21 protein-coding genes are annotated in these 22883 nt (G+C 73.2%); 19 read left to right on the top strand and 2 right to left on the bottom strand.

Translation table 11 applies throughout. The features are described from left to right. Positions 1–1569, bottom strand: coding sequence for a sodium:solute symporter (locus IMZ35_RS02055; protein ID WP_199439120.1), 1569 nt, complete (start codon positions 1567–1569; stop codon positions 1–3). Next, positions 1556–2755 carry an anhydro-N-acetylmuramic acid kinase gene (locus IMZ35_RS02050; protein ID WP_307867668.1) on the bottom strand — a complete coding sequence of 400 codons (1200 nt, stop codon included), beginning with the start codon at positions 2753–2755 and terminating at the stop codon, positions 1556–1558. Before IMZ35_RS02050 ends, IMZ35_RS02055 begins: the two co-directional genes overlap by 14 nt. Positions 2756–2889: 134 nt before the next feature. Here IMZ35_RS02050 and ftsY point away from each other — a divergent pair, with 134 nt between their 5' ends. The 19 genes from ftsY (at position 2890) to lepB (ending at position 21773) form a co-directional block, all read left to right on the top strand. Then, positions 2890–4299, top strand: a complete 1410-nt coding sequence (ftsY, locus tag IMZ35_RS02045; RefSeq protein ID WP_199439119.1) for a signal recognition particle-docking protein FtsY — start codon at positions 2890–2892, stop codon at positions 4297–4299. Between the two features lie 62 nt (positions 4300–4361). Then, positions 4362–4736, top strand: coding sequence for a DUF6986 family protein (locus IMZ35_RS32375; protein WP_498063208.1), 375 nt, complete (start codon positions 4362–4364; stop codon positions 4734–4736). Positions 4737–4811: 75 nt separating this feature from the next. Next, on the top strand, positions 4812–5270 hold the full coding sequence (locus IMZ35_RS02040) for an Imm1 family immunity protein (RefSeq protein ID WP_199439118.1): 459 nt from the start codon (positions 4812–4814) through the stop codon (positions 5268–5270). A gap of 327 nt (positions 5271–5597) precedes the next feature. Next, positions 5598–6482, top strand: coding sequence for an MBL fold metallo-hydrolase (locus tag IMZ35_RS02035; RefSeq protein WP_199439117.1), 885 nt, complete (start codon positions 5598–5600; stop codon positions 6480–6482). Between the two features lie 463 nt (positions 6483–6945). Then, the gene (locus IMZ35_RS02030) at positions 6946–8517 is read left to right on the top strand and encodes an alpha/beta hydrolase (RefSeq protein ID WP_199439116.1); all 1572 of its coding nucleotides are present in this window, start codon (positions 6946–6948) and stop codon (positions 8515–8517) included. A gap of 282 nt (positions 8518–8799) precedes the next feature. Beyond that, the gene (locus IMZ35_RS02025; RefSeq protein ID WP_199439115.1) at positions 8800–10143 is read left to right on the top strand and encodes an ammonium transporter; all 1344 of its coding nucleotides are present in this window, start codon (positions 8800–8802) and stop codon (positions 10141–10143) included. After that, the gene (locus tag IMZ35_RS02020; RefSeq protein WP_199439114.1) at positions 10140–10478 is read left to right on the top strand and encodes a P-II family nitrogen regulator; all 339 of its coding nucleotides are present in this window, start codon (positions 10140–10142) and stop codon (positions 10476–10478) included. The genes IMZ35_RS02025 and IMZ35_RS02020 overlap by 4 nt, the downstream gene beginning before the upstream one ends. A gap of 64 nt (positions 10479–10542) precedes the next feature. Further along, positions 10543–12918 carry a [protein-PII] uridylyltransferase gene (locus IMZ35_RS02015; RefSeq protein ID WP_199439113.1) on the top strand — a complete coding sequence of 792 codons (2376 nt, stop codon included), beginning with the start codon at positions 10543–10545 and terminating at the stop codon, positions 12916–12918. A 340-nt stretch (positions 12919–13258) separates the two neighbouring features. Beyond that, on the top strand, positions 13259–13858 hold the full coding sequence (locus IMZ35_RS02010) for an AAA family ATPase (protein WP_229369257.1): 600 nt from the start codon (positions 13259–13261) through the stop codon (positions 13856–13858). Positions 13859–13901: 43 nt separating this feature from the next. Continuing rightward, positions 13902–15455 (top strand): signal recognition particle protein, encoded by a 1554-nt coding sequence (gene ffh, locus IMZ35_RS02005; protein WP_199439112.1) that lies wholly within the window; start codon positions 13902–13904, stop codon positions 15453–15455. 1 nt (position 15456) lies between these two features. Then, the gene (locus IMZ35_RS02000; protein WP_199439111.1) at positions 15457–16545 is read left to right on the top strand and encodes an amidohydrolase family protein; all 1089 of its coding nucleotides are present in this window, start codon (positions 15457–15459) and stop codon (positions 16543–16545) included. A 52-nt stretch (positions 16546–16597) separates the two neighbouring features. Then, positions 16598–17380 (top strand): CPBP family intramembrane glutamic endopeptidase, encoded by a 783-nt coding sequence (locus IMZ35_RS01995; protein WP_438816806.1) that lies wholly within the window; start codon positions 16598–16600, stop codon positions 17378–17380. Next, positions 17377–18144 (top strand): LamB/YcsF family protein, encoded by a 768-nt coding sequence (locus IMZ35_RS01990; RefSeq protein WP_307867666.1) that lies wholly within the window; start codon positions 17377–17379, stop codon positions 18142–18144. Before IMZ35_RS01995 ends, IMZ35_RS01990 begins: the two co-directional genes overlap by 4 nt. A 180-nt stretch (positions 18145–18324) precedes the next feature. Beyond that, positions 18325–18768, top strand: coding sequence for a 30S ribosomal protein S16 (gene rpsP / locus IMZ35_RS01985; RefSeq protein ID WP_199439110.1), 444 nt, complete (start codon positions 18325–18327; stop codon positions 18766–18768). Continuing rightward, positions 18765–19004 carry an RNA-binding protein gene (locus IMZ35_RS01980; RefSeq protein WP_199439109.1) on the top strand — a complete coding sequence of 80 codons (240 nt, stop codon included), beginning with the start codon at positions 18765–18767 and terminating at the stop codon, positions 19002–19004. The genes rpsP and IMZ35_RS01980 overlap by 4 nt, the downstream gene beginning before the upstream one ends. A gap of 20 nt (positions 19005–19024) precedes the next feature. After that, entirely contained in the window at positions 19025–19543 is a 519-nt protein-coding gene (gene rimM, locus IMZ35_RS01975) for a ribosome maturation factor RimM (protein ID WP_199439108.1), read from the top strand. Continuing rightward, positions 19533–20285 carry a tRNA (guanosine(37)-N1)-methyltransferase TrmD gene (gene trmD / locus IMZ35_RS01970; RefSeq protein WP_199439107.1) on the top strand — a complete coding sequence of 251 codons (753 nt, stop codon included), beginning with the start codon at positions 19533–19535 and terminating at the stop codon, positions 20283–20285. Before rimM ends, trmD begins: the two co-directional genes overlap by 11 nt. Before the next feature lie 177 nt (positions 20286–20462). Continuing rightward, the gene (gene rplS, locus IMZ35_RS01965) at positions 20463–20822 is read left to right on the top strand and encodes a 50S ribosomal protein L19 (RefSeq protein ID WP_199439106.1); all 360 of its coding nucleotides are present in this window, start codon (positions 20463–20465) and stop codon (positions 20820–20822) included. A 33-nt stretch (positions 20823–20855) separates the two neighbouring features. Then, the gene (lepB, locus tag IMZ35_RS01960; protein ID WP_199439105.1) at positions 20856–21773 is read left to right on the top strand and encodes a signal peptidase I; all 918 of its coding nucleotides are present in this window, start codon (positions 20856–20858) and stop codon (positions 21771–21773) included. Positions 21774–22883 lie beyond the last annotated feature (1110 nt).

The following is a 22883-nucleotide window of genomic DNA, read 5'->3' as shown; positions in this document are numbered from 1 at the left end:
CTACGCCGCCGTCGCCTCCTCCACCGCGGGCTCGTCCCGGCGAGGCCCGTGGCGCAACGACATCAGGCCGCCCACGAGCAGCGTGACGGCCACGCCGAGCGGGGTGTTCCACCACCCGGTCAGGGAGCGGATCTCCGCGGCGGCGTCGGCCGGGCCGAACCGGATCGTCACCGACTGCGCCGGTCCGACGAACTTCACCGCGAGGATCACGAACGCCACGACCACCACGGTGACCGCGAACGCCACGACCGCGTCGGTCTGGTTCGTGCGCTTGATCATCAGTCCCAGCAGGAACGCGCCGAGCAGCGCGCCGTAGGTGTACCCGGCGATGCCGAGCGCCTGCACGACGATCGGGTCGGCGGTGCTCCTGTTGGAGGAGGCGAAGAGTCCGGCGCAGACGATCAGCAGCCCGGCCCAGACCACCGTCCAGATCCGGCCCTGCTTCAGGCGCTCGGTGTCGGTCAGCGGCTGGCGGCGGACGCGCTCGTAGACGTCGGTCACGGTCGAGGACGCGAGCGCGCCGAGCGACGAGGACAGCGCGGCGGCCAGGATGCCGGCGATGACGAAACCGGACAGGCCGCTCGGCATCTCCGTCACGATGAAGTTCGCGAACAGCTCGTCCTTGTTGCCCAGCCCCAGTTCCCTCACCGGGTCGAGCCCCTCGTAGAACACCCACATCATCACGCCGATGAGCAGGAAGAAGGCGAACTGGAGGAACACCACGAAGCCGCTGGCGATCAGCGCCTTCTGGCTCGCCCGCACGTCGTTGGTGGCCATGAGGCGCTGCACGACGAGCTGATCGGCGCCGTGCGACGCCATGGACAGCAGCGCGCCGCCGAAGAACGCGGCGACGAACGGGTAGGCGCCGGTCAGGGGGCTGGAGCTGAAGTCCCAGAGCTGGAACTTGTTGGCGTCGAACGCCTGGCCCAGCCACCCGTCGGGGAGCCGCCCGGCGAGCACCCACACGACGGCGACACCGCCGAGGACGTACCAGAGCATCTGGATCGCGTCGACCCACACGATCGCGCGCACGCCGCCGAAGAAGCTGTAGAGCACCATCGCGAGCCCGAGCACCGCCACGATCGTCCAGTAGGACGTGGTCAGGCCGTAGCTGGCGAGCACGACCTTGACGGGGATGGCCGTGGCGAACAGCCGCAGCCCGTCGGCCAGCAGCCGGGTGATCAGGAAGGTCGACGAGGCGGTGGCGCGCAGCCCGTCGCCGTAGCGCTGGCCCAGGAACGCGTAGGCGGTGACGAGATCGCCCGCCACGTACTTGGGCAGCAGCACGAACGACACGACGATCCGGCCCACGACGTAGCCCGTCGCGAGCGTCAGGTAGGTCATGCCGCCCGCCGCCGGTGTCGCGAGGTAGGCGATCGTCGGCACGCTCAGCACGGTGAGCGTGGACGTCTCGGCGGACACCACCGACAGGCACACGACCCACCAGGGGATCTTGCTGTCGCTGACGAAGTAGTCGTTGGCGGACCTCTGCTTCCCACCGAGCAGCACGCCCAGCAGAGGCATTCCGATCAGGAAGACGGCGATGACGACGAGGTCAAGAGCGCGCACGTGGACCTCCTGCGGTGGTGCGGATCCTCAGCCCGGTGACGGGGCTCTCCGCCGGCGGCGGCAGTCGCAGCGGGCTCGCGCCCTGGGTGATGCTGCCGAGCGTCCTGGGGCCGGAGGCGCCGGTCGCGCTCGGGACGTTGCCCGGAACCCCGTGCCAGGTCAGGAATCCGAGCAGGGCGGTGAGCACGGCCTCCTTGCCGTCGGACGGCAGGCCCAGCTCGTCGCTGCCGCGCAGCTCCACCTCGCCCAGGCGCCGGGCGAGCGCGGCGACGAGCACGGGGTTGCGCATCCCGCCGCCCGACCCGACGACGGTCGCGACGCCGTGCGCGCGGCACGCGTCGGCGATCGTCACGGCGGTCAGCTCCACCAGCGACGCCAGGAAGTCCTCGGCCCGCAGGACCGGCAGCCCCTCCGTGACGCGCAGCAGGTACTCGCCGTTGAAGTGCTCCACGCCGGTCGACTTCGGCGGCGGCGCGGCGTAGTACGGGTCGGCGAGCAGCACGTCGAGCACGTCGGCGCGGGGTGTGCCGCGCAGCGCCATCTCTCCGTCGGTGTCCCTGCTCCGGGCGCCGCCGGTGAGCGTGCGGACCGCGGCGTCGAGCAGCGCGTTGCCCGGACCGGTGTCCAGGGCGAGCGGCCGCTCGCCCGGCGCGACGACGGTGATGTTCGCGATCCCGCCGATGTTCAGGGCCGCGACCGGTGCGCCGGTGGACGCCGCGAGCTCGCCCAGCCACAGCGAGTCCAGGGTGCTGACGAGCGGCGCGCCGTGGCCTCCGGCGGCGACGTCGCGCACCCGCAGGTCCGCCACGACGGGCAGGCCGGTCGCCTCGGCGATCCACGCCGAGCGTCCGAGCTGGAGCGTGCCGAGGCAGCGCCCGCCCTCGACCCAGTGGTGGACGGTCTGGCCGAGGGAGGCGACGAGGTCGGCCGGCCCGGCGGACGCGGCCGCGTCCGCGAAGGCCCGGCCCACCAGCGTGTCGAGGCGGCACATCTGCTCCGCCGAGCTGGCCGCGGGCGGCAGCGCGGAGAGGAGGTCGGCGCGCAGCTCGTCGGCGTAGGGGACCACGGTCGTCGACACCGGGGTCAGCTCGACCACCCCGTCGTCCAGGCGCAGGTCGGCGACCGCCACGTCGATGCCGTCCACCGAAGTGCCGGAGACCAGACCGATCACCCTGGTCGTGCGCACGTGGTGTGGTCTATTCCACGGACGGACCGGGCGCAAGGGCTTCGGGTGGGACGTTCGCCGGAAAGAGCAACGCCTGGTGGAGGGTCCACGCGCGGCCTCGCGCGCCGTCGTGGAGCGGATGGGAGGATGAGGCCGTGTCGACCGAGTCGCTGATCTGGATCGTCGTAGCCGTCGTCGCCGTGCTGGTGGTCGCGGTGGTCACCGGTGTCGTGCTGACCCGCCGGAGGCGGATCAGCCTGACCGACCGGGAACCCGCGCCCGGCGTGGAGGACAAGAAGAACCGCTACCGGGCGGGTGGTGGCATCGACCTCGCCCCCGGCGGGGGGTCCGTGCCCGCCGCGGCGACCGAGCACCCGGTGGGCGAGCGGACCGAGGTGGACGGTCAGCCCGGTGTGGGCGACGACGCGTCCGTGCCGCGCGACTCCGTGCGCCGGGGCTTCGTCGACGTGACGCTCCCCGACGCGGCGGGCGCACCGGCCGACCCCGTCACCGAGCCGGTGCCCGTGCAGCGGACCGAGCCGATCACCGAACCCGTTCCCGCGCAGCGCGCCGAACCCGTCACCGAGCCCGTGCCCGCCGCGGCGCAGCCGGTCGAGCTGGACGAGATCGAGCCCACCTCGGGCCGCCTGGAGCGCCTGCGCGGCAAGCTCTCCCGCTCCCAGTCGACGTTCGGCCGCGGCCTGCTCGGCCTGCTCGGCGCCGGTGACCTGGACGAGGACTCCTGGACCGACGTCGAGGACACGCTGCTCGTGGCCGACCTGGGCGCGGCCACCACGACCGAGATCGTCACCGCGCTGCGCGCCGAGATCACGACGCGCGGCGTGCGCACGGCGGAGCAGGCGCGGACGGTGCTGCGCGAGGTGCTGGTGAACGCGCTGCGCCCCGACCTCGACCGCGCGGTGCACGCCCTGCCGCACGGCGACCCGGCGGGCGGTGGCAAGCCCGCCGTCGTGCTCGTCGTCGGCGTCAACGGCGTCGGCAAGACCACCACGACCGGCAAGCTCGCCCGCGTGCTGGTGGCCGACGGCCGCACGGTCCTGCTGGGCGCCGCGGACACGTTCCGCGCCGCCGCGGCCGACCAGCTCCAGACGTGGGGCTCGCGGGTCGGCGCGGAGACCGTGCGCGGGGCGGAGAGGTCCGACCCGGCCGCCGTCGCCTTCGACGCGGTGAAGCGGGGCGTGGAGCGCGGAGTGGACACCGTCCTGATCGACACCGCGGGCCGCCTGCACACCAAGACCGGCCTGATGGACGAGCTGGGCAAGGTCAAGCGGGTCGTGGAGAAGCAGGCGCCGGTGGACGAGGTGCTGCTGGTGCTGGACGCGACCACCGGCCAGAACGGCCTGACGCAGGCGCGGGTGTTCGCCGAGGTCGTCGACATCACCGGCATCGTGCTGACGAAGCTGGACGGCACCGCCAAGGGCGGCATCGTGTTCCAGGTCCAGCGCGAGCTGGGCGTGCCGGTCAAGCTCGTGGGTCTGGGCGAGGGTGCGGACCACCTGGCCCCGTTCGAGCCCGGCGCCTTCGTGGACGCCCTCCTGGGCTGATCGCGAGTCACCCGTTCAGGCACCCCGATTCGACCGTTCGGCGCGCGAGCGCTCGACTCGGGGTGCCGCGGTGCGCGACGCGCACGTGCCCGCCGCCGCAGTCCCGGCTCGGCCTGCGCCGACTGAGCTTCGGCACCTGCGACTGCACGGCGGGCTGCGGTCTCGGCGCGGCTCAGCAGCACCTCGCGCACGGCGCGTGCGACGTCGCCGGGCACGTCGTGCAGACCTCGGTCGCTGGAACCGGCGTGCGGAGGCCGACGCGCGGCTGCGCGCCTGCGCGGAACGAACGGCGGGGAGCGTCCTCGACGAACTCGCGACGGCGCAGGCGCTGTCCGCCTCGTCCCTGCGAGCGGCCGACTGCGGCGCTCTCGCCCGGCCGAGGGGCAGAAGATCGCCGGTCTCTCCCCCGATCGGCTCCGCGCGTTCGCCGGGCGTGACGGGTAGCCACTAGATCGGGTGGTCTCCTTGCCCGGACGGTGAATTGCACGCGGTGCACGGCGCAGAGTTGCCCCATGACGATGCGCGCCGGGCTCTGGACCGGACTGCCGGACCTGGAGGGGGCGGTGAACCACTTCCAGGTGGTCGCCTGCGCTGCGGACGTCGACACCCTCGTCGCCGCGCTGGCCCGCCCGGAGTGCAACGACGGCACCCTCGACCACTTCGCCCGGCCGCTGGACCGTGACGGCGAGCCCGACCACAACGTGGTGCTCGCGGTGCGCGGCGGGTGGGGGTACGTGAACTACGTGGACAACAGCTTCGCCGGCTGGCCGAAGGGCGATCCGGACGCGCCGTTCGTGGACGAGAGGTTCACCGACTTCCCGCCGGGGACGGGACTTCCGCTGACGACGTTCCGGGCGGTGCTGGTGCAGTTCATGGAGACGGCGGAGCGGCCCACCGTCGTCGACTGGTACGAGGAGGGCGACCTGTTCCACAGCTGGCGGGCGCAGCGGACGGCGATGCGCCGGGGCTGACCGTCCCCCAGAGCTCGGGCAGCGAGCACCGGGCGAGCCCGGCGTCCGGCTGTGCTCCGGCCCGGCGCGGCACCGCGAGGCACCGGATCAGCAGCGGCCGCAGTGCGTCGGCGGGAGCGGTGTCGCACGCGTCCAGACCAGGCACGGGGTGCCCACGTCCCCAGCGCGGAACCGGCCTCGCGGCCGAGAACACGGTGGCAGCCGTTCTCCCCCGACCAGCCCGCACCGGCGAGCCCCCCGCACTCGCGGTCACCACTTCCGGCGCATCCGCACTGCTGTTCCTCGCCTCCCGCCCGCTGCGGCGGCGCGTGTGAGAGCGTCGTGCGCATGAGCGCAGTGCAGATCTTGAGCTCCAGCACGTCCGCCGTCCTCCAGCTGCCCGGCGGCTGGTTCCGCAACAACGCCGGCTGGGTGTCCGGCCGCGACGGGGTGCTGCTGGTGGACACGTTCGCCACCGAGGAGCGCAGTCGCGAGCTGCTGGACGCCGTGGCCGCGGTGATCCCGGACGGGGGGTCGCTGCGCGCCGTCCTCACCCACGCCCACGGTGACCACGCCAACGGCGCTCGTCAGGTCGCCGAGCGCGGCGGCGAGGTGCTGGCCTCGCCCTCGGCGGGCGCCGTCGTCGCGGCGGGCCCGCACCTCTACCCCGGTGTGTTCGAGTGCTCGACCTGGGGCGACGTCACGCCGCCGGAGTCCACGACGCCCGTGGTCGAGCCGCTGCGCCTGGACCTCGGCGGGATCGAGGCGCACGTGCTGCCCGTGCCCGGCACCGCGCACACCGACGGAGACCTCGTGGTCTGGGTGCCGGACGACGGCGTCCTGTTCACCGGCGACCTGCTGTTCGACGGCGTGTGCCCGCTGGCGTTCTCCGGCTCGGTCACCGGCTGGGCGGCGGCGCTGGACTGGCTCGCCGGGTTCGGCGCCGCGACCCTGGTGCCGGGACACGGCCCGGTGAGCGCGGTGGAGGAGGGCCTGATCGGCCGCGTGCAGGGGTACCTGCGCTGGTTGCTCGAGGTCGCGGACGGACCGGAGGAGCTGCCGGAGCTGGCCGCGCTGGCCCGCGACCGCCACCCCGGCTGGCTCGACCCCGAGCGGCACGTGGTGAACCTCGCGGTCGCCCGTGCCGAGGTGCGCGGCACGCCGTTCGACCTCGTCGCGGCGATGGGCGCGGCGCTGGCGGAGGTGGGAGGACCCATCCGGCTCGACGTCTGAGGTCCTGGGGGGGCTCGCGGGAGCGGGCCCCGTCGCGTGGCGTGGACCCGTGAGGCCGGACCTGGTGTTCACGGCCCGCCGGGTGCTCACTCCCGAGGGTGAGGTCGCCCGCGCGGTGGGCGTGCGCGACGGCCGCGTGGTCCTCGTGGGTCCGCACGACACCGGCACGACGCGGCGCGCGTGGAGGTCCTCGGCGACGACGTGGTGCTGCCGCCGGGCGGTCGCGCCGGACTCGCGAGCCTCCCGCCCGAGGGGATCGCCGCCACTCAGAAGTGACTGTGAGTTGGCAACCCACCACAGGTTGATACCCCTTTCATACCTTGGTTGGTTGTTGTGCCCTGTTCGTGCTGCAAACCTCGACGCACTGTCGCGGGGGTGTGCAGGGGTGTTCGTACGTTGCACCCGTCAGGGTGTGTCAGAGGCTCCCGCGATCCGTTTCCGAACAGGAACCAGGGAGGAACCTGTGCATCGGATCATCAGGGCGCTGGGGGCAGCGCTGGCCGGTACGGCTCTCGTGGCCAGCGCCGGGGTCACCGGTGCGAGCGCCGCACCGGCGGACGCCGCGAGCGCCGCAGGCGGCTACCAGCCGCCGCAGATCACGTGGGGCCCGTGCGAGGAGGTCCCGACCGTCGAGTGCGGCACGCTCGCGGTTCCCGTCGACTGGTCGAAGCCGCGGGGGGAGACGTTCGACCTGGCCGTGGCGCGGCGCGGGGCGACCGACCCGGCGCAGCGCGTCGGCGTCATGCTCGTCAACCCCGGTGGTCCCGGCGGCTCGGGAGTGGACTTCGCGCTGGGCGCCGACACCTACTTCAGCCCGGAGGTCCTGGCGAAGTTCGACGTCGTCGGCTTCGACCCGCGCGGTGTCGCCCGCAGCAACGGGGTCCGCTGCTCGCTGGACGTGCTGCTGCGCCAGCCGAGCCACTACCCGGCGAACGAGGCCGAGTTCGCCCAGCTCGCCGACTACAACCGGGAACTCCAGCGGGACTGCCGGGAGCAGACCGGTCCGCTGTACGACCACGTGTCGACGCTGTCGGTCGTGGAGGACGTGGAGGCGATCCGGCGCTCGCTCGGCGAGAAGAAGATCAGCTACTACGGCCTCTCCTACGGCACGCTCATCGGCCAGCAGTACGCCGAGGAGCACCCGGACCGCATCCGGGCCATGGTGATCGACAGCAACATGGACCACAGCCTGAACACCCGGCAGTTCGTGGACTCCGAGGCCCGCACGGCCGAGAGCTCGTGGAACGAGTGGGTGAGGTGGTGCGACCGCACCGAGAGCTGCGCGCTGCACGGGCAGGACGTGGCGAAGGTGTGGGACGGCCTGCTGGAGAAGGCCGACCGCGGTGAGGTCGAGGTTCCCGGCGCTCCCGGCGAGAAGCTGACCGCGCAGGACATCAGCAGCGCGGCGAACAGCTACTTCTACGGTCCGGCCTGGAAGGAGCTGGCCGAACTCGTGGCCGAGCTGGACGCGGGCACGGCCACCGACGCGTCGGCCTTCACGGCCTTCGCCGAGGAGCCGGAGACGGCGCAGAACCCGTTCCCGGCCGTGTTCTGCCAGGACTGGCAGGTGCGCGTCCGCGACTACCGCGAGTACGTCCGGCTGCACGAGAGCGAGCAGCGCAACGCGCCGCACATGCGCACCTCGGCGCTCGGCCACCGCGCGGTGACCTCGTGCATCGGGCTCGGCGACGCCACCAACCCGCAGCACCGGCTGCGGATCTCCGGCGCTCCGAAGATCCTGATGCTCAACGCGCTGTACGACCCGGCGACCGCCTACGAGTGGGCCGTCAACGCCCACCGGCAGGCCGGGCGGGCCACGACCCTGCTCACCTACGAGGGCTGGGGCCACGGCGTCTACGACCGCAGCGAGTGCACCCGCGGCGCCGTGGACGGCTACCTGATCGGCCTGCGCGCGCCCGCGGACGGCACGCGCTGCGCCGCCGTCGAGCCCGCACCGCAGCCGCGGTCCCGCTCCGCCCGTCCGGACGTCCTCCCGAACGGCCCGTCCCCGTCGATCCCCGGCTGGACCGCCTGACCCCGGCCGTCGACCGCACCACGGCGGCCCGCGACGCACCCGCGTCGCGGGCCGCTCGTGCGTGCGGAAGCCACTCGTACGGGCGCAGGAGCGGACACGGGTGGTCACCGGAAGAACGTCGTGCCCGGACGGTGCGAGCAGGACGGCGTCCGGACGAGAAGAGGACGACATCTTCCTGTAACAGCGGAGGCGGGACAGTTCACCTCCGCGAAACCTGGCGCGAAGCCGGGTGAAACAGGACGTCTCGATGCTCCCTGCAACCGACGCGCAGTGGAGGTCGACGTGGACACAGGGGACACCGCCTGGGTGCTGGCCAGTGCCGCACTCGTTCTGTTGATGACGCCAGGACTCGCCTTCTTCTACGGCGGCATGGTCCGTTCCAAGGGCGTGCTCAACATGATGATGATGAGCCTCGGCGCGATGGGCGTCGTCGGGGTGCTGTGGGTGCTCGTGGGCTACTCGACGGCCTTCGGCGCCGACGTGGGCGGCGGTCTGCTCGGCAAGCCCTTCGAGTTCTTCGGCCTCGCCGGGCTCCTGGACCCCGAGTCCGCGTTCGGCACGATCCCGACGACGGTCTTCGTCTCCTTCCAGGCGATGTTCGCGATCATCACCGTCGCGCTGATCTCCGGCGCCATCGCCGACCGCGCGCGCTTCGGCCCGTGGCTGCTGTTCGCCGGGATCTGGGCCCTGGTCGTCTACTTCCCCGTCGCGCACTGGGTCTTCGACTTCGACGGCAAGGACGCGGACGGCAACGTGGTCGACCCCGGCGGCTGGATCGCCAACGACCTCGCCGCGATCGACTTCGCCGGTGGCACCGCGGTCCACATCAACGCCGGTGCCGCGGCCCTGGCCCTGGCCCTGGTCCTCGGCAAGCGCGCCGGCTGGCCCAAGGACCGCATGAAGCCGCACAGCCTGCCCCTGGTCGTGCTGGGCGCCGGTCTGCTGTGGTTCGGCTGGTACGGCTTCAACGCCGGTTCCGCGCTGGGCGCGAACGCCACCGCCGGTGTCACCTTCATCAACACCACCGTCGCCACCTGCGCCGCCATGCTCGCCTGGCTGCTCGTGGAGCGCATCCGCGACGGCCACGCCACCACCCTGGGCGCGGCCTCGGGCGTCGTCGCCGGTCTGGTCGCGATCACCCCCGCCTGCTCGTCGGTCACCCCGCTCGGCGCCATCGCCATCGGGGTCGTCACCGGCGCCCTGTGCGCGCTCGCGGTCAGCCTGAAGTACCGCTTCGGCTACGACGACTCGCTCGACGTCGTCGGCGTCCACCTGGTCGGTGGTCTCTCCGGCACGCTCCTGATCGGCTTCTTCGCCAGCGCAGAGGCTCCGGCCGGTGTCGACGGCCTGTTCTACGGCGGCGGAGTGGACCAGCTCTGGCGGCAGGCCGTGGGCGCGGTCGCCGTGCTGGCCTACTCGTTCGTGCTGAGCTTCGCCATCGGCTTCGCGATCAAGAAGACCATCGGGTTCCGCCTGGGCGCGGAGGCCGAGTCCGTGGGCATCGACGAGTCCGAGCACGCGGAGACCGCCTACGACTTCGGCGGCTTCTCCGGCGCGCGGGGCTCCAGCAGCAAGGGCAGTGTCGCCGACGGCGCCAGCGCCGTTCTCGAGGGGAGCAAGTCGTGAAGCTCGTCACCGCCATCATCAAGCCCTTCACGCTCGACGACGTGAAGACGGCACTGGAACAGCTCGGTGTGCTCGGCATGACCGTCAGCGAGGTCCAGGGCTACGGCCGCCAGAAGGGCCACACCGAGGTCTACCGCGGTGCCGAGTACGCCGTGGACTTCGTGCCGAAGCTGCGCATCGAGGTCCTGATCGACGACGCCGCCGTGGAGAAGGTCCTGGACGCGGTCGTCGAGGCGGCCCGCACCGGCAAGATCGGCGACGGGAAGGTCTGGGTCACCCCGGTCGACACGGTGATCCGGGTCCGGACCGGAGAGCGCGGCACCGACGCCCTCTGACCGGGGCCGACGAACGACGCCCCGGCGAACCCCGCGGGCGAGAGGGATCGGGGAGGACGGCGGCATGGACAGCGTCTCTGGACCGGAGACCGACCCCGGAGCGGCCGTCGTCACCGCTGACGACCTGGTGCGAGCACGCGACCGCCTGCTCGCACCGGGTCGCCGCCGGCTGGCAGCGGAGCTGCTGCGCGAAGCGCTGGTGGACCTGCACGAGTTCTGGCTGACCGCCCACGCCGGCACGTCCGGCGTCGGCGGTCCCGGCAGCGGGCTCGCCCTGGTCGCGGTCGGCGGCCTCGGACGGCGCGAGCTGGTGCCCTACTCCGACCTGGACCTGGTGCTCGTGCACAGCGGGCACAAGCAGGTCGAGGAGGTCGCCGAGCGCCTGTGGTACCCGCTGTGGAACTCCGGCATCGGCCTCGACCACTCGGTGCGCACCGTCGGCGAGGCGCTGCGCGTGGCCTCCGGAGACCTGCGCACCGCGCTCGGCCTGCTCGACGCCCGGCACGTCGCCGGTGACCCCGAGGTCTCCCAGCGGCTCGCCGAGAGCGCGAAGCAGGCATGGCGCTCCGGCGTCCGCACCCGGATCGACGAGCTGACCGAGTCGTCCCGGCGCCGCTGGGCCCGCAGCGGCGAGATCGCCCACCGCGTCGAGCCCGACCTCAAGCACGGACGCGGCGGCCTGCGCGACATCACGATCCTCGACGCCCTGTCCGCGGCCCAGCTCGTCGACCGCCCGTCGGCCGAGGTGAACGAGGCCCGCAAGCTCCTGCTGGACGTGCGCACCGAACTGCGCCGCGCCGCCGGCCGCCCGCGCGACGTGCTGCGGGCGCAGGACGGCGACGAGGTGGCGGCGGCGCTCGGTCTCGCCGACCGCTTCGCGCTGGCCAGGGCCATGTCCTCGGCCGCGCGCACCGTCGTCTACGCCTCCGACGTGGCCGTGCGGGCCGCGCGGGCCGCCGTGCCCAGACGCGGTCTCGGCGTGTTCGCCCGCTCACCGCTGCGACGCGCACCGGCCCGCCGGCCGCTCGACGAGGGCGTGGTGCTGCACGGCTCGGAGGTGGCCCTCGCCCGCGACGCCTCGCCGTCGCGCGATCCGGCGCTGCTGCTGCGGGTCGCCACGGCCGCCGCGCGCAGCAAGCACCCCATCGCCGCCGGCACGCTGTCGCGGCTCGCCGACACCGCTCCCGAGCTGCGCCAGCCGTGGCCGCGCGAGGCCCGCGAGGAGCTGCTCGCGCTGCTGGGCAGCGGATCGGGCCTCGTCGACGTCGTCGAGGCGCTGGACCGCACCGGCCTGTGGGGACGGCTGTTCCCCGAGTGGGGCGCCGTGCGCGACCTGCCGCCGCGCGACGCCGCCCACACCTGGACCGTCGACCGGCACCTCGTGCAGGCCACGGCCAACGCCGCGCGCCTGGTCACCGGCGTGTCCCGGCCGGACCTGCTGCTGCTGGGCGCGCTGATCCACGACATCGGCAAGGGCCGCCAGGCCGACCACTCCGAGGTGGGCGCCGCGCTGGCGACGCAGATCGGCGAGCGGCTCGGTCTGTGGCCGCAGGACGTGCTGGTGCTGTCCGCGCTGGTGCGCCACCACCTGCTGCTGCCGCACACGGCGACCCGGCGCGACGTCGAGGACGACGCCACGGTGCGCCGCGTCGTGGAGACGCTCGGCGGCGATCCGGTGCTGCTGGAACTGCTGCACGCCCTGGCTGAGGCCGACGCGCTCGCCACCGGGCCCGGCACCTGGTCGGGCTGGAAGGCGTCGCTGGTGGCCGACCTGGTGCGGCGCTGCCGCGCGGTCATGGCCGGTGATCCGCTGCCCGTGCCGGAACCGCTCGACGAGCGGCAGCGCGAGCTGGCGGCGAGGGTCCGCTCCTGCCGCAGGCCCGACGTCCTCCTCGTCGGGGGAGGCCACGCGGCGACCGTCACGGTCGTGGCGGTGGACGCGCCCGGTGTGCTGTCCAAGGCGGCCGGCGTGCTCGCGCTGAACTCGCTGGAGGTGCACGCGGCGACCATGCTCACCCACGAGGGCGTGGCGGTCGGCGTGTTCACGGTGTCCCCGAGGTTCGGGTCGATGCCCGACGTCGCGCTGCTGCGCGAGCAGTTCACCAGGGTCGTCGACGGAACGCTGTCGCTGGAGGAGAAGCTCGCCGCGAAGGAGCGCGACTACGGAGGCCCGCCGCAGGACCCGCCACCGCCGCGGGTGCTGTGGTTCGACGACGAGGCGAGCGGCGCCGTCGTGCTGGAACTGCGCGCGGCGGACCGCATCGGCCTGCTGCACCGGGTGGCCGGTGCGCTGGAGGAGTGCGGGGCCGACGTGCGGTGGGCGCGGGTGGCGACCCTCGGCGGCACCGTGGTCGACTCGTTCAGCGTCACGGTCGCCGCGGGACTGGACGCGGCCCTGCGCCGCACGGTCGAACGGACCGTCCTCGCCGCCGCGGCGTGAGTCCCCGCACACCCCCTCCTCCCGCGCGCGGGAGGAGGGGCGCCCCGGCCGGATGCTCGGGACTTCGACGTCACCGCGCTGCGTAGTACTGCGCAAGGCCGTTCGGGGGTGCTCACGCTCCTTCGGCGCTGGTCGGCGCGAGAGGCTGTTCCCCGTGGCGGGGCGGGAGAAGCACCGGGCCGGGGGGCCGTTTCCGGGGGGCCGGGGGGCTGACGGCAGGAGCTCGGGGGTGGATCCGCGACCGGCACGCCGAGAAGGTCCGGGGCCGGTTCACTGAGGGGTTGGACCGGCCCCGGACACCCGGAGCGGACACGTCGGAACCCTCGTACGTTGTGATTGCATGAACCCCCCGACGGCGACGAGGACCTGGATGACCGACGTTCCCGTTCGCCCGCGCTCGTTCGTCGTGCTGGCGGGGCTGCCCGGTGCGGGCAAGACCACCCTCCTGCGGCACCTCGACGTTCCCGGTTCACCCGTGACGGTCCTCGACTCCGACCAGGTCCGCGAGCGGCTGCGCGCCCTGCTGCCCGCCGCGCTGCCCTACCGGTGCTTCCGGCCGCTCGTGCACCTGCTGCACCGGCTGCGCGTCGTGCTCCGGGCGATCACCGCCCCCGGCCTGCTCGTCGTGCACGAACCGTCCACGCGCCCCACCACGAGGGCCTGGCTCGTCGCGGTGGGCGCGCTCAGCGGGCGGCAGCGGCACTTCCTGTGGCTCGACGCCACCCCCGAGGAGGCGCTGAGCGGCCAGGTGACCCGCGGCCGGATGATCCGCTCCCGCTCGTTCCAGCGGCACGTGCGCCGCTCGCTGGACCTGCGAGACCGCTTCGCGGCGGGCTGGGGGCCCCGCGGTTGGAGCACCACGACGCGGCTCACCCGCGCCGGTGTCGCCGACGGGCTGCGACTGTCCGTGACACCGCCCCGGCGGGACCGGTTACGCTGAACGTTGCTCATTGGTCCACGACGTGCGAGGTCTGGCGGCGCCTGTGTTCAACACCCTTTCCGACCGGCTCACCTCCGTCCTGCAGAACCTGCGCGGCAAGGGGCGGCTGTCCGAGGCCGACATCGACGCCACGGCGCGCGAGATCCGCGTCGCGCTGCTGGAGGCGGACGTCGCGCTGCCCGTGGTGCGCACGTTCATCGCGAGCGTCAAGGAGCGCTCCAAGGGCGCGGAGGTCTCCCAGGCCCTGAACCCGGCCCAGCAGGTCATCAAGATCGTCGACGAGGAGCTCGTCGCCATCCTGGGCGGTGAGACGCGCCGGCTGAACCTGGCGAAGAACCCGCCGACCGTGATCATGCTCGCCGGTCTCCAGGGCGCGGGCAAGACGACCCTGGCCGGCAAGCTCGCGCACTGGCTGCGCACGCAGGGCCACACGCCGGTGCTCGTCGCGTGCGACCTGCAGCGCCCCAACGCGGTCACCCAGCTCCAGGTCGTCGGAGAGCGGGCCGGTGTCCCGGTGTTCGCCCCCGAGCCCGGCAACGGCGTGGGCGACCCGGTCGACGTGGCCCGGCGCGGCATCGAGGAGGCCCGCCGCTCGCAGCACGACGTCGTCGTGGTCGACACCGCGGGCCGCCTCGGCGTGGACGAGGAGATGATGCGGCAGGCGGCCGACATCAGGGACGCCGTGCAGCCCGACGAGGTGCTCTTCGTCCTCGACGCGATGATCGGCCAGGACGCGGTGAACACCGCCGAGGCGTTCCGCGACGGCGTCGGCTTCACCGGTGTCGTGCTCACCAAGCTCGACGGCGACGCCCGCGGTGGTGCCGCGCTGAGCGTCCGCGAGGTCACCGGCCAGCCGATCCTGTTCGCCTCCAACGGCGAGAAGCTGGAGGACTTCGACGTCTTCCACCCGGACCGCATGGCCAGCCGCATCCTCGGCATGGGCGACGTCCTCACCCTGATCGAGCAGGCCGAGCAGGCGTTCGACCAGGACCAGGCGGAGGCCGCCGCCGCGAAGCTGGGCTCCGGCCAGCTCACGCTGGAGGACTTCCTGGAGCAGATGCTCGCCATCCGCAAGATGGGCCCGATCGCCAACCTGCTGGGGATGCTGCCCGGCGCGGGGCAGATGAAGGACCAGCTCGCGGCGGTCGACGAGAAGCACCTCGACCGCGTGCAGGCGATCATCCGCGGCATGACCCCCGCGGAGCGGGACGACCCGAAGATCATCAACGCGTCCCGGCGGCTGCGCATCGCCAACGGCTCGGGGGTGCGGGTCAGCGACGTCAACGACCTGGTGAACCGCTTCTTCGAAGCGCGCAAGATGATGTCGCAGATGGCGGGCCGCTTCGGCCTGCCCGGCGGCGGCGGCAAGAACAGCCGCAAGGCCAAGGGCAAGAAGGGGAAGAAGGGCAAGGGGCGCGGTCCCACCCAGCCGAAGATCCGCGGCGGGATGCCCGGCATGTTCCCCGGTGGGATGCCCGGCGGCATGCCCGGCCTGCCCCCCGGCGGCGCGGGCCAGCTGCCCCCCGGTCTCACCGGCGGCATGAACGAGCTGCCCCCCGGCTTCGACCCGTCCAAGCTGAAGTTCGGCAAGAACTGACGTGAGCGGTCTGCACCTGCGCGGCGTCGTCCTGACCGGGGAGGACCCCTCCGGTGACGAGGTCCGCGACCTGTGGGTCGTCAACGGCCGCGTCCGCACCCGGCCGGTGCCGGGTGCGCGGACGATCGTCGACGGCGGCTACCTGCTGCCCGGCCTGGTCGACGCGCACTGCCACGTCGGGCTCGGCCCGAGGGGCGCGGTGGACCTCGCCGAGGCGGAGGCCCAGGCCGTCGCCGACCGCGACTCCGGGGCGCTGCTGCTGCGCGACTGCGGCTCGCCGCTGGACACCAGGCCGCTCCAGGAGCGCCTCGACCTGCCCCGCATCGTCCGCGCGGGCAGGCACGTGGCACGCCCCAAGCGCTACATCCCGTACCTGGGCGTGGAGATCCAGGACGAGAACGACCTGCCGTCGGTCGTGGCCGAGCAGGTCGCGAACGGCGACGGCTGGGTCAAGCTCGTCGGGGACTGGATCGACCGCGGCGTGGGCGACCTCGCCCCGCTGTGGTCGGACGACGTGCTCGCCGAGGCCATCCGGGTGGCCCACGCCGCGGGCGCGCGGGTGACCGCCCACGTCTTCGGCGAGGACGCCCTGCCCGGCCTGCTGGCCGCGGGCATCGACTGCGTCGAGCACGGCACGGGCCTCACCGACGACACGATCGAGAAGATGGCGGCGGCGGGGACGGCGCTCGTGCCGACCCTGATCAACGTGGAGAACTTCCCCGGCTTCGCGAACGCGGCCACGAAGTACCCGGACTACGCCCGGCACGTCCGCGCCCTGCACTCCACCAGCGCGCAGCGCATCGGCGCCGCGATCGAGGCCGGCGTGCCCGTCTACGCGGGCACCGACGCGGGCGGCGGCATCGAGCACGGCCGGATCGTCGACGAGATCGTCGCCCTGCACCGCGTGGGCATGAGCGCGGAGCGGGCGATCGGCGCCGCGTCCTGGGCCGCCCGCGACTGGCTCGGGTACCCGAGCCTCACCGAGGGCGCGGCGGCCGACGTCGTGGTCTACGACGAGGACCCGCGCGAGGACCTGGAGGTCCTGCGCCACCCCCGCCTGGTGATGCTGCGCGGTCGCGTGCACGGCTGACCCGACCCGGCACCGCCCGCGCTCCGCTCCCGGCCTGGATACGCTCACCCGTGTGAACGAACCCGACCAGCCGGAGCGGAGCAAGGGCCTGCTGGCCAGCGTCAGAGCCGTGGGGATGAGTGCGGAACGGGTGCCGGGCGGGCAGCGCTGGGGCTTCGGGGCCTTCCTGCTCGTCGAGGCCGTCTTCGTCCTGTCCGCGGTCTTCATCAGCGCCATCGCCCGCACGTCCGGCACCGTGCTGACCAGCTCCGTCGATCTCGTCCTGATCGGTTCCGTCGTGCCCACGGTGCTCGCCGCCCTGGTGGCGGTCGTCATCACGGTCGTGCGCGGCAACGGCCCGCTGGTCGACCTGAGACTCGACTGGAACCGGGAGGACGTGAAGACCGGCCTCAAGCTCGGCCTGCTCGGGCTGGTGCTGACCATCGTCGCCGCGATGATCTGGTCCAGGGCCGTCGGCTCGGAGAACGCGACCTCCGCCATCGGCGAACTCGTCGACGGCGCGGCGTTCCCGGTGTCCGCGGCGGTGATCATGTTCCTCTACGTGTGCTTCGTCGGCCCCGTCTGCGAGGAGATCATCTACCGCGGGCTGCTGTGGGGCGCGATCGAGCGGCAGAACTGGAGCCGGTGGGCCGCGTTCGTCCTCACCACGCTGATCTTCGCGGCGAGCCACCTGGAGCCGCTGCGCACGTCGCTGCTCATCGTCATCGGCATCCCCATCGGCATCGCGCGGCTGATCACCCGGCGCCTCGCCGCGAGCGTCGTCGCCCACGTGGTCAACAACTTCCTGCCCGCTCTCACGATGCTGCTCGTCTCGCTCGGGGTGATGCCCGCGTGAGCACCACCGGCATCGACCTCAACAGCGACCTCGGCGAGGGCTTCGGCGTGTGGGTCCTCGGGGACGACGACGCCCTGCTCGACGTCGTGACGAGCGCCAACGTCGCGTGCGGCTTCCACGCCGGCGACCCGTCCACGATGCGCAGGGTGTGCGCGGCGGCGGCGAGCCGGGGGGTGGTCGTGGGCGCGCAGGTGTCCTACCGCGACCTCGCGGGCTTCGGCCGCCGGTTCGTCGACGCCGATCCCGGCGAGCTGGCCGACGAGGTGCTCTACCAGATCGGGGCGCTGGAGGCGTGCGCCAGAGCCGCGGGGACCCGCGTCGGCTACGTCAAGCCGCACGGGGCCCTCTACAACGCCGTGGTCCACCACGAGGCGCAGGCGCGGGCCGTCGTGGCCGGGGTGCTGGCCTTCGGGGGCGGGCTTCCCGTGCTGGGCCTGCCCGGCTCCCTGCTGCTGGCCGAGGCCGAGCGCGCCGGACTGCGGCCGGTGGCCGAGGCGTTCGCCGACCGCGGCTACACGCCGGAGGGCACGCTGGTGCCGCGCGGGCGGCCGGACGCGCTGCTGACGTCCACCGGCGCCGTCGTGGAGCGCGCCGTGCGACTCGCGACGGCGGGGGAGCTGGTGGCCGTCGACGGGACCGTGCTGAGGACCTCCGCGGAGTCGCTGTGCCTGCACGGGGACACCCCCGGAGCGGTCGCCCACGCCCGTGCCGTGCGGGCCGCGCTGACCTCCGCCGAGGTGCCGATCGCCCCGTTCACGGCCTGAGAGCACCTCCGATTCGGAGACCCGGCCGCGCGTCTGGCACAATTGACCGTTGTTCGCCGGGGCCGGACCCTCTCACCGCGCCGTGGCGCCATGACCTTTGGGCTGTCGCGACCTTGTGCCCCACTGGGGTTGCGACCGTCCGCACCTGTGCACACGAGAGCTTGAGGAGTACCCGTACCCGTGGCCGTCAAGATCAAGCTGCAGCGGCTTGGCAAGATCCGTCAGCCGTACTACCGGATCGTCGTCGCCGACGCCCGCACCCGCCGCAACGGCAAGGCGATCGAGACGATCGGCAAGTACCACCCCAAGGAGGAGCCGTCGATGATCGACGTCGACTCCGAGCGGGCGCAGTACTGGCTGGGCGTCGGCGCCCAGGCGACCGAGTCCGTCCAGCGTCTGCTGGAGATCACCGGTGACTGGCAGAAGTTCAAGGGCCTGCCGGGCACCGAGGGCACGCTGAAGCGCAAGGAGCCGAAGCCCGACAAGGCCGAGCTCTTCGCCGCCGCGCTCGCCGCCGCCGGTTCGGAGCCGATGGCCGAGGCCACCACTCCGAAGAAGAAGTCCGCCAAGAAGGGCGCGGCCGACGCCGAGCCCGCCGCCGACGCCGTCAAGGACGAGGCGTGAGTTTGTTGGCCGACGCCCTCGAACACCTCGTTCGCGGCATCGTCGACAACCCGGACGACGTCCGGGTGACCCTGGTCACCACCCGTCGCGGTCGCACTCTCGAAGTGCACGTCCACCCGGACGACCTCGGCAAGGTGATCGGCCGCGGTGGCCGTACCGCGACCGCTCTGCGCACCGTGATGGCCGGTATCGGCGGTCGCGGTGTGCGGGTCGACGTGGTCGACACCGACCGCTGAACGAAGAAGCAGAAGAGGGCATGGACGTCGTCGTCGGCCGCGTGGCCAAGGCGCACGGGATCAGCGGCGAACTCGCCGTCGACGTGCGCACCGATTCGCCGGAGACGCGGTTCGCGGTGGGAGCCGTGGTGGCTGCCAAGCTGCGCGACGGCACGTCCCGCGATCTCACGGTGGCAGCCGCCCGGGCTCACTCCGGGCGGCTCCTCGTGAGGTTCGCCGAGGTCCTGACCAGAGACGTCGCCGAGTCGCTGCGCGGCACCGTGCTGCTGGGCAGCACGGACGACCTGCCGCCCACCACCGACCCGGACGAGTTCTACGACCACCAGCTCGAAGGGCTCGCCGCGGTGCTGCTGGACGGCACCGAGGTCGGCACCGTGCTGGAGGTCGCGCACGGCGCCGGTGGTGAGCTGCTCGTGATCCGCCGCGGCGACGGCACCGAGCTGCTGGTGCCCTTCGTGCGCCAGATCGTCCCCACCGTCGACGTCGCGGGCGGGCGCGTCGTGCTGGACCCCCCGGAGGGGCTGCTCGATGCGGATTGACGTCGTCACGATCTTCCCCGAGTACCTGGCCCCGCTGCGGGCCGCGCTGCTCGGCAAGGCCGTCGACCGCGGTCTGATCAGCGTCGACGTGCACGACCTGCGGGACTGGACGCACGACGTCCACAAGGCCGTGGACGACAGCCCCTACGGCGGCGGTCCCGGCATGGTGATGAAGCCCGACGTGTGGGGTGCCGCGCTGGACGACGTCTGCGCGGGAGATCCCCCGCCCCGGCTCGTCGTGCCCACCCCGGCCGGCCGTCCCTTCACCCAGGCGCTCGCCCACGAGTACGCGGCCGAGCCGCGCCTGGTGTTCGCGTGCGGCCGCTACGAGGGCATCGACCAGCGCGTCGTCGACGACGCGGCCACGCGGACGCGGGTCGACGAGGTGTCCATCGGGGACTACGTCCTCGTGGGCGGCGAGGTGGCGGTGCTGGTGGTGGTCGAGGCCGTCGTGCGCCTGCTGCCCGGTGTGCTCGGCAACCCCGCGTCGGCGGCGCAGGACTCCTTCTCCGACGGCCTCCTGGAGGGGCCGAGCTACACCAGGCCCGAGGTCTGGCGAGACCGGGCGGTGCCCGACGTGCTGCGCTCGGGCAACCACAAGCTCATCGAACGGTGGCGCCGGGACCGCTCGCTGGAGCGGACTCTGCAACGTCGGCCGGAACTGCTGGAAGCGTTGCCGGACAACGCTTTCGACAAGCACGACCGGGCTCTGCTGGAGCGCCTGCGCGACTCGGCGGGATAGGGCGATTTCGTGCCGTGCCGTTCCGTCTGGCACACTGGACAGGTTGCTGCACCCGGTCTCTCCAGTTTCCGGCGTGCGCCGCAAGCCCGCCCCCACGGTGACGCACTGAAGAACTGAGCCACGACGTCTGGCGCGCTCTGGGGGAGTACGCAATAAACGTGAGGACGAGGACGGACCATGAACACCCTGGACGCTCTTGACGCCCAGTCGCTGCGCTCCGACATCCCGAGCTTCCGGCCGGGCGACACGCTGAAGGTGCACGTCCGGGTCATCGAGGGCTCGCGCGAGCGGGTCCAGGTGTTCCAGGGCGTCGTGATCCGCCGCCAGGGCGGCGGCATTCGCGAGACCTTCACCGTGCGCAAGGTCTCCTTCGGCGTCGGCGTCGAGCGCACCTTCCCGGTGCACTCGCCCAACATCGCCCAGATCGAGGTCGCCACGCGCGGCGCCGTTCGCCGCGCCAAGCTCTACTACCTGCGTGAGCTGCGCGGCAAGGCCGCGAAGATCAAGGAGAAGCGCGACGCGCGGCCGGTCAGCTGACCGATTCGCGTTCGTAACCGGTAATCTGCCTGCGTGGCAGACCCAGTGCGCTCCGACGCTGACGCGGACGATTCCGATCGTCCGATCGGCGCAGTCGACACCCCCGAAGAGACGTCCGACGACGACGCCCTTCGGGGGTTTCGGCGCAAGCCGAAGAAGAAGACCCCGCTCTGGCGCGAGCTCGTGATCCTCGCCGCCACGGCGCTGGTGCTCACCTTCCTGATCCAGACGTTCCTGGCGCGGGTCTACGTGATCCCGTCGCAGTCGATGGAGCAGACCCTCCACGGGTGCCCCGGCTGCACGAACGACCGCGTCCTGGTCGACAAGGTGACCTACGAGTTCTCCGACGTCGAGCCGGGTGACGTCGTCGTGTTCCGCGGTCCGGACTCGTGGGGGCAGAACGAGTTCCGCTCCAACCGGTCGGAGAACCCCGTCGTGCGCGGCCTGCAGTCCGTGCTCTCGGTGATCGGCCTCGCGCCGCCGGACGAGCGGGACTTCGTCAAGCGCGTCGTCGCCGTGGGCGGACAGACCGTGCAGTGCTGCGACGAGCAGCACCGGGTCGTGGTCGACGGCAAGCCCCTCGACGAGCCCTACGTCTACTGGTACGAGGGCACCGGTCCCGCTGACCAGGAGCCGTTCGAGCCGGTGAGGGTGCCCGAGGGCAGCCTGTGGGTCATGGGCGACAACCGGACCAACTCGTGCGACTCGCGCTGCCAGAGCGGTGGTGGCGAGGCCGGCACCGTTCCGGTGGACAACGTGATCGGCAAGGCGCGGGTCATCGTGCTCCCGCCGACCCGCTGGCAGGGCATCGGGGACCACGACCCGCAGAGCATCGCGCTGGGCGCTCCGGCCTGGCAGCAGGCGGTGCCGATGGGTGCCGGCGTGATCGGCGCGGTCCCGCTGCTGTGGCTGGGACGCAAGCTCCGATCGCGGTTCCGGGACTCCGACTGACCCGGGCCACACACGTCCGGTGGGTACGCTGATCGAGTGGTAGACGTCGCCCCGACCCGTGGCCCCTCGGGCCAGGAGCCCGAACGTCCTCGCGGGGCGCGCGGGAAGCGGGCGCTGCCACCGCGCCGACCGGCGGACACCGACGGTTCCGGCTGGGTGCCGCGCGATCCGACCTCGCCGGGGATGAGACCGGTGGGGCCACCGCCCCACGGGCCGGTGCCGCCCCGCCGGGCCGCGGCCCAGCGGCAGGTTCCGCCCGTCCAGGAGCACGCCCGCCGCGAGCTGGTGTGGGAGCCGCCTCCGCAGGACGCGCCGCCGTCCCGCGAGCGCTCGTCACCCGCTGAGCCGCCCCGCGAGCGCCGGGCGTTCACCGAGCCGCCCCGCGAGCGCCACGGGTTCACGGAGCCGCCTCGCGAGCGCTCGCCGTTCGGCGAGCGGCGCGCCCCTGCGGAGTCCTTCCGGCAGCCCGCGTCCCCCGTCGAGCCGTCTCCCGTCGAGCCGTTCGCCGTGCGCCAGCCGCCCGCGGAGCCGTTCTCCGAGCGCCGGTCGCCGGTGGAGCCGCCCCGCGCGGCTCCTCCACGTGGTGCACCGCCGCGCGGCTTCACTCCTCCGGCGTCGCCCGATCCGGTGAGACGCGGCGTGCCGTCGCACGACCCCGTCCGCCGTGAGCCTCCGGTGCCCGTGGAGTCGCCGGAGGAGGTCACCGGCTGGATCCAGCCGCAGCGCCCGCTGCCGTCGCGCAACTCCACCTCTCCCGGTGTGAGGCCGGTGCCGCCGCAGCGTCCGCTGCCGCCGCGCGCCCCCACGTCGCCGGGGATGCGTCCGGTGCCGCCGCAGCGCCAGCTGCCTCCCGCTCCGGTGCGTCCGCCGACCTCGCCCGGTCTGCCGCCCGTGCAGCCGCCTCCCGGTTCGCTGTCGCGTCCCCCCACCTCGCCGGGTGTGCCGCCGGTGGCTCCCGGTTCGCTGTCGCGTCCGCCGACCTCGCCCGGCGTGCGACCGGTGACTCCCGGCTCTCCGGTGCGTCCGCCCACGTCGCCCGGTCTGCCGCCCGTGCAGCCGCCTCCCGGTTCGCTGTCACGTCCCCCCACCTCGCCGGGCGTGCGGCCACCG

Source organism: Umezawaea beigongshangensis, from assembly GCF_016464305.1.
GTDB lineage: Bacteria > Actinomycetota > Actinomycetes > Mycobacteriales > Pseudonocardiaceae > Umezawaea_A > Umezawaea_A beigongshangensis.
The sequence above is the reverse complement of the archived record's forward strand: the minus strand, read 5'-3'. Positions and strand labels throughout refer to the sequence as shown.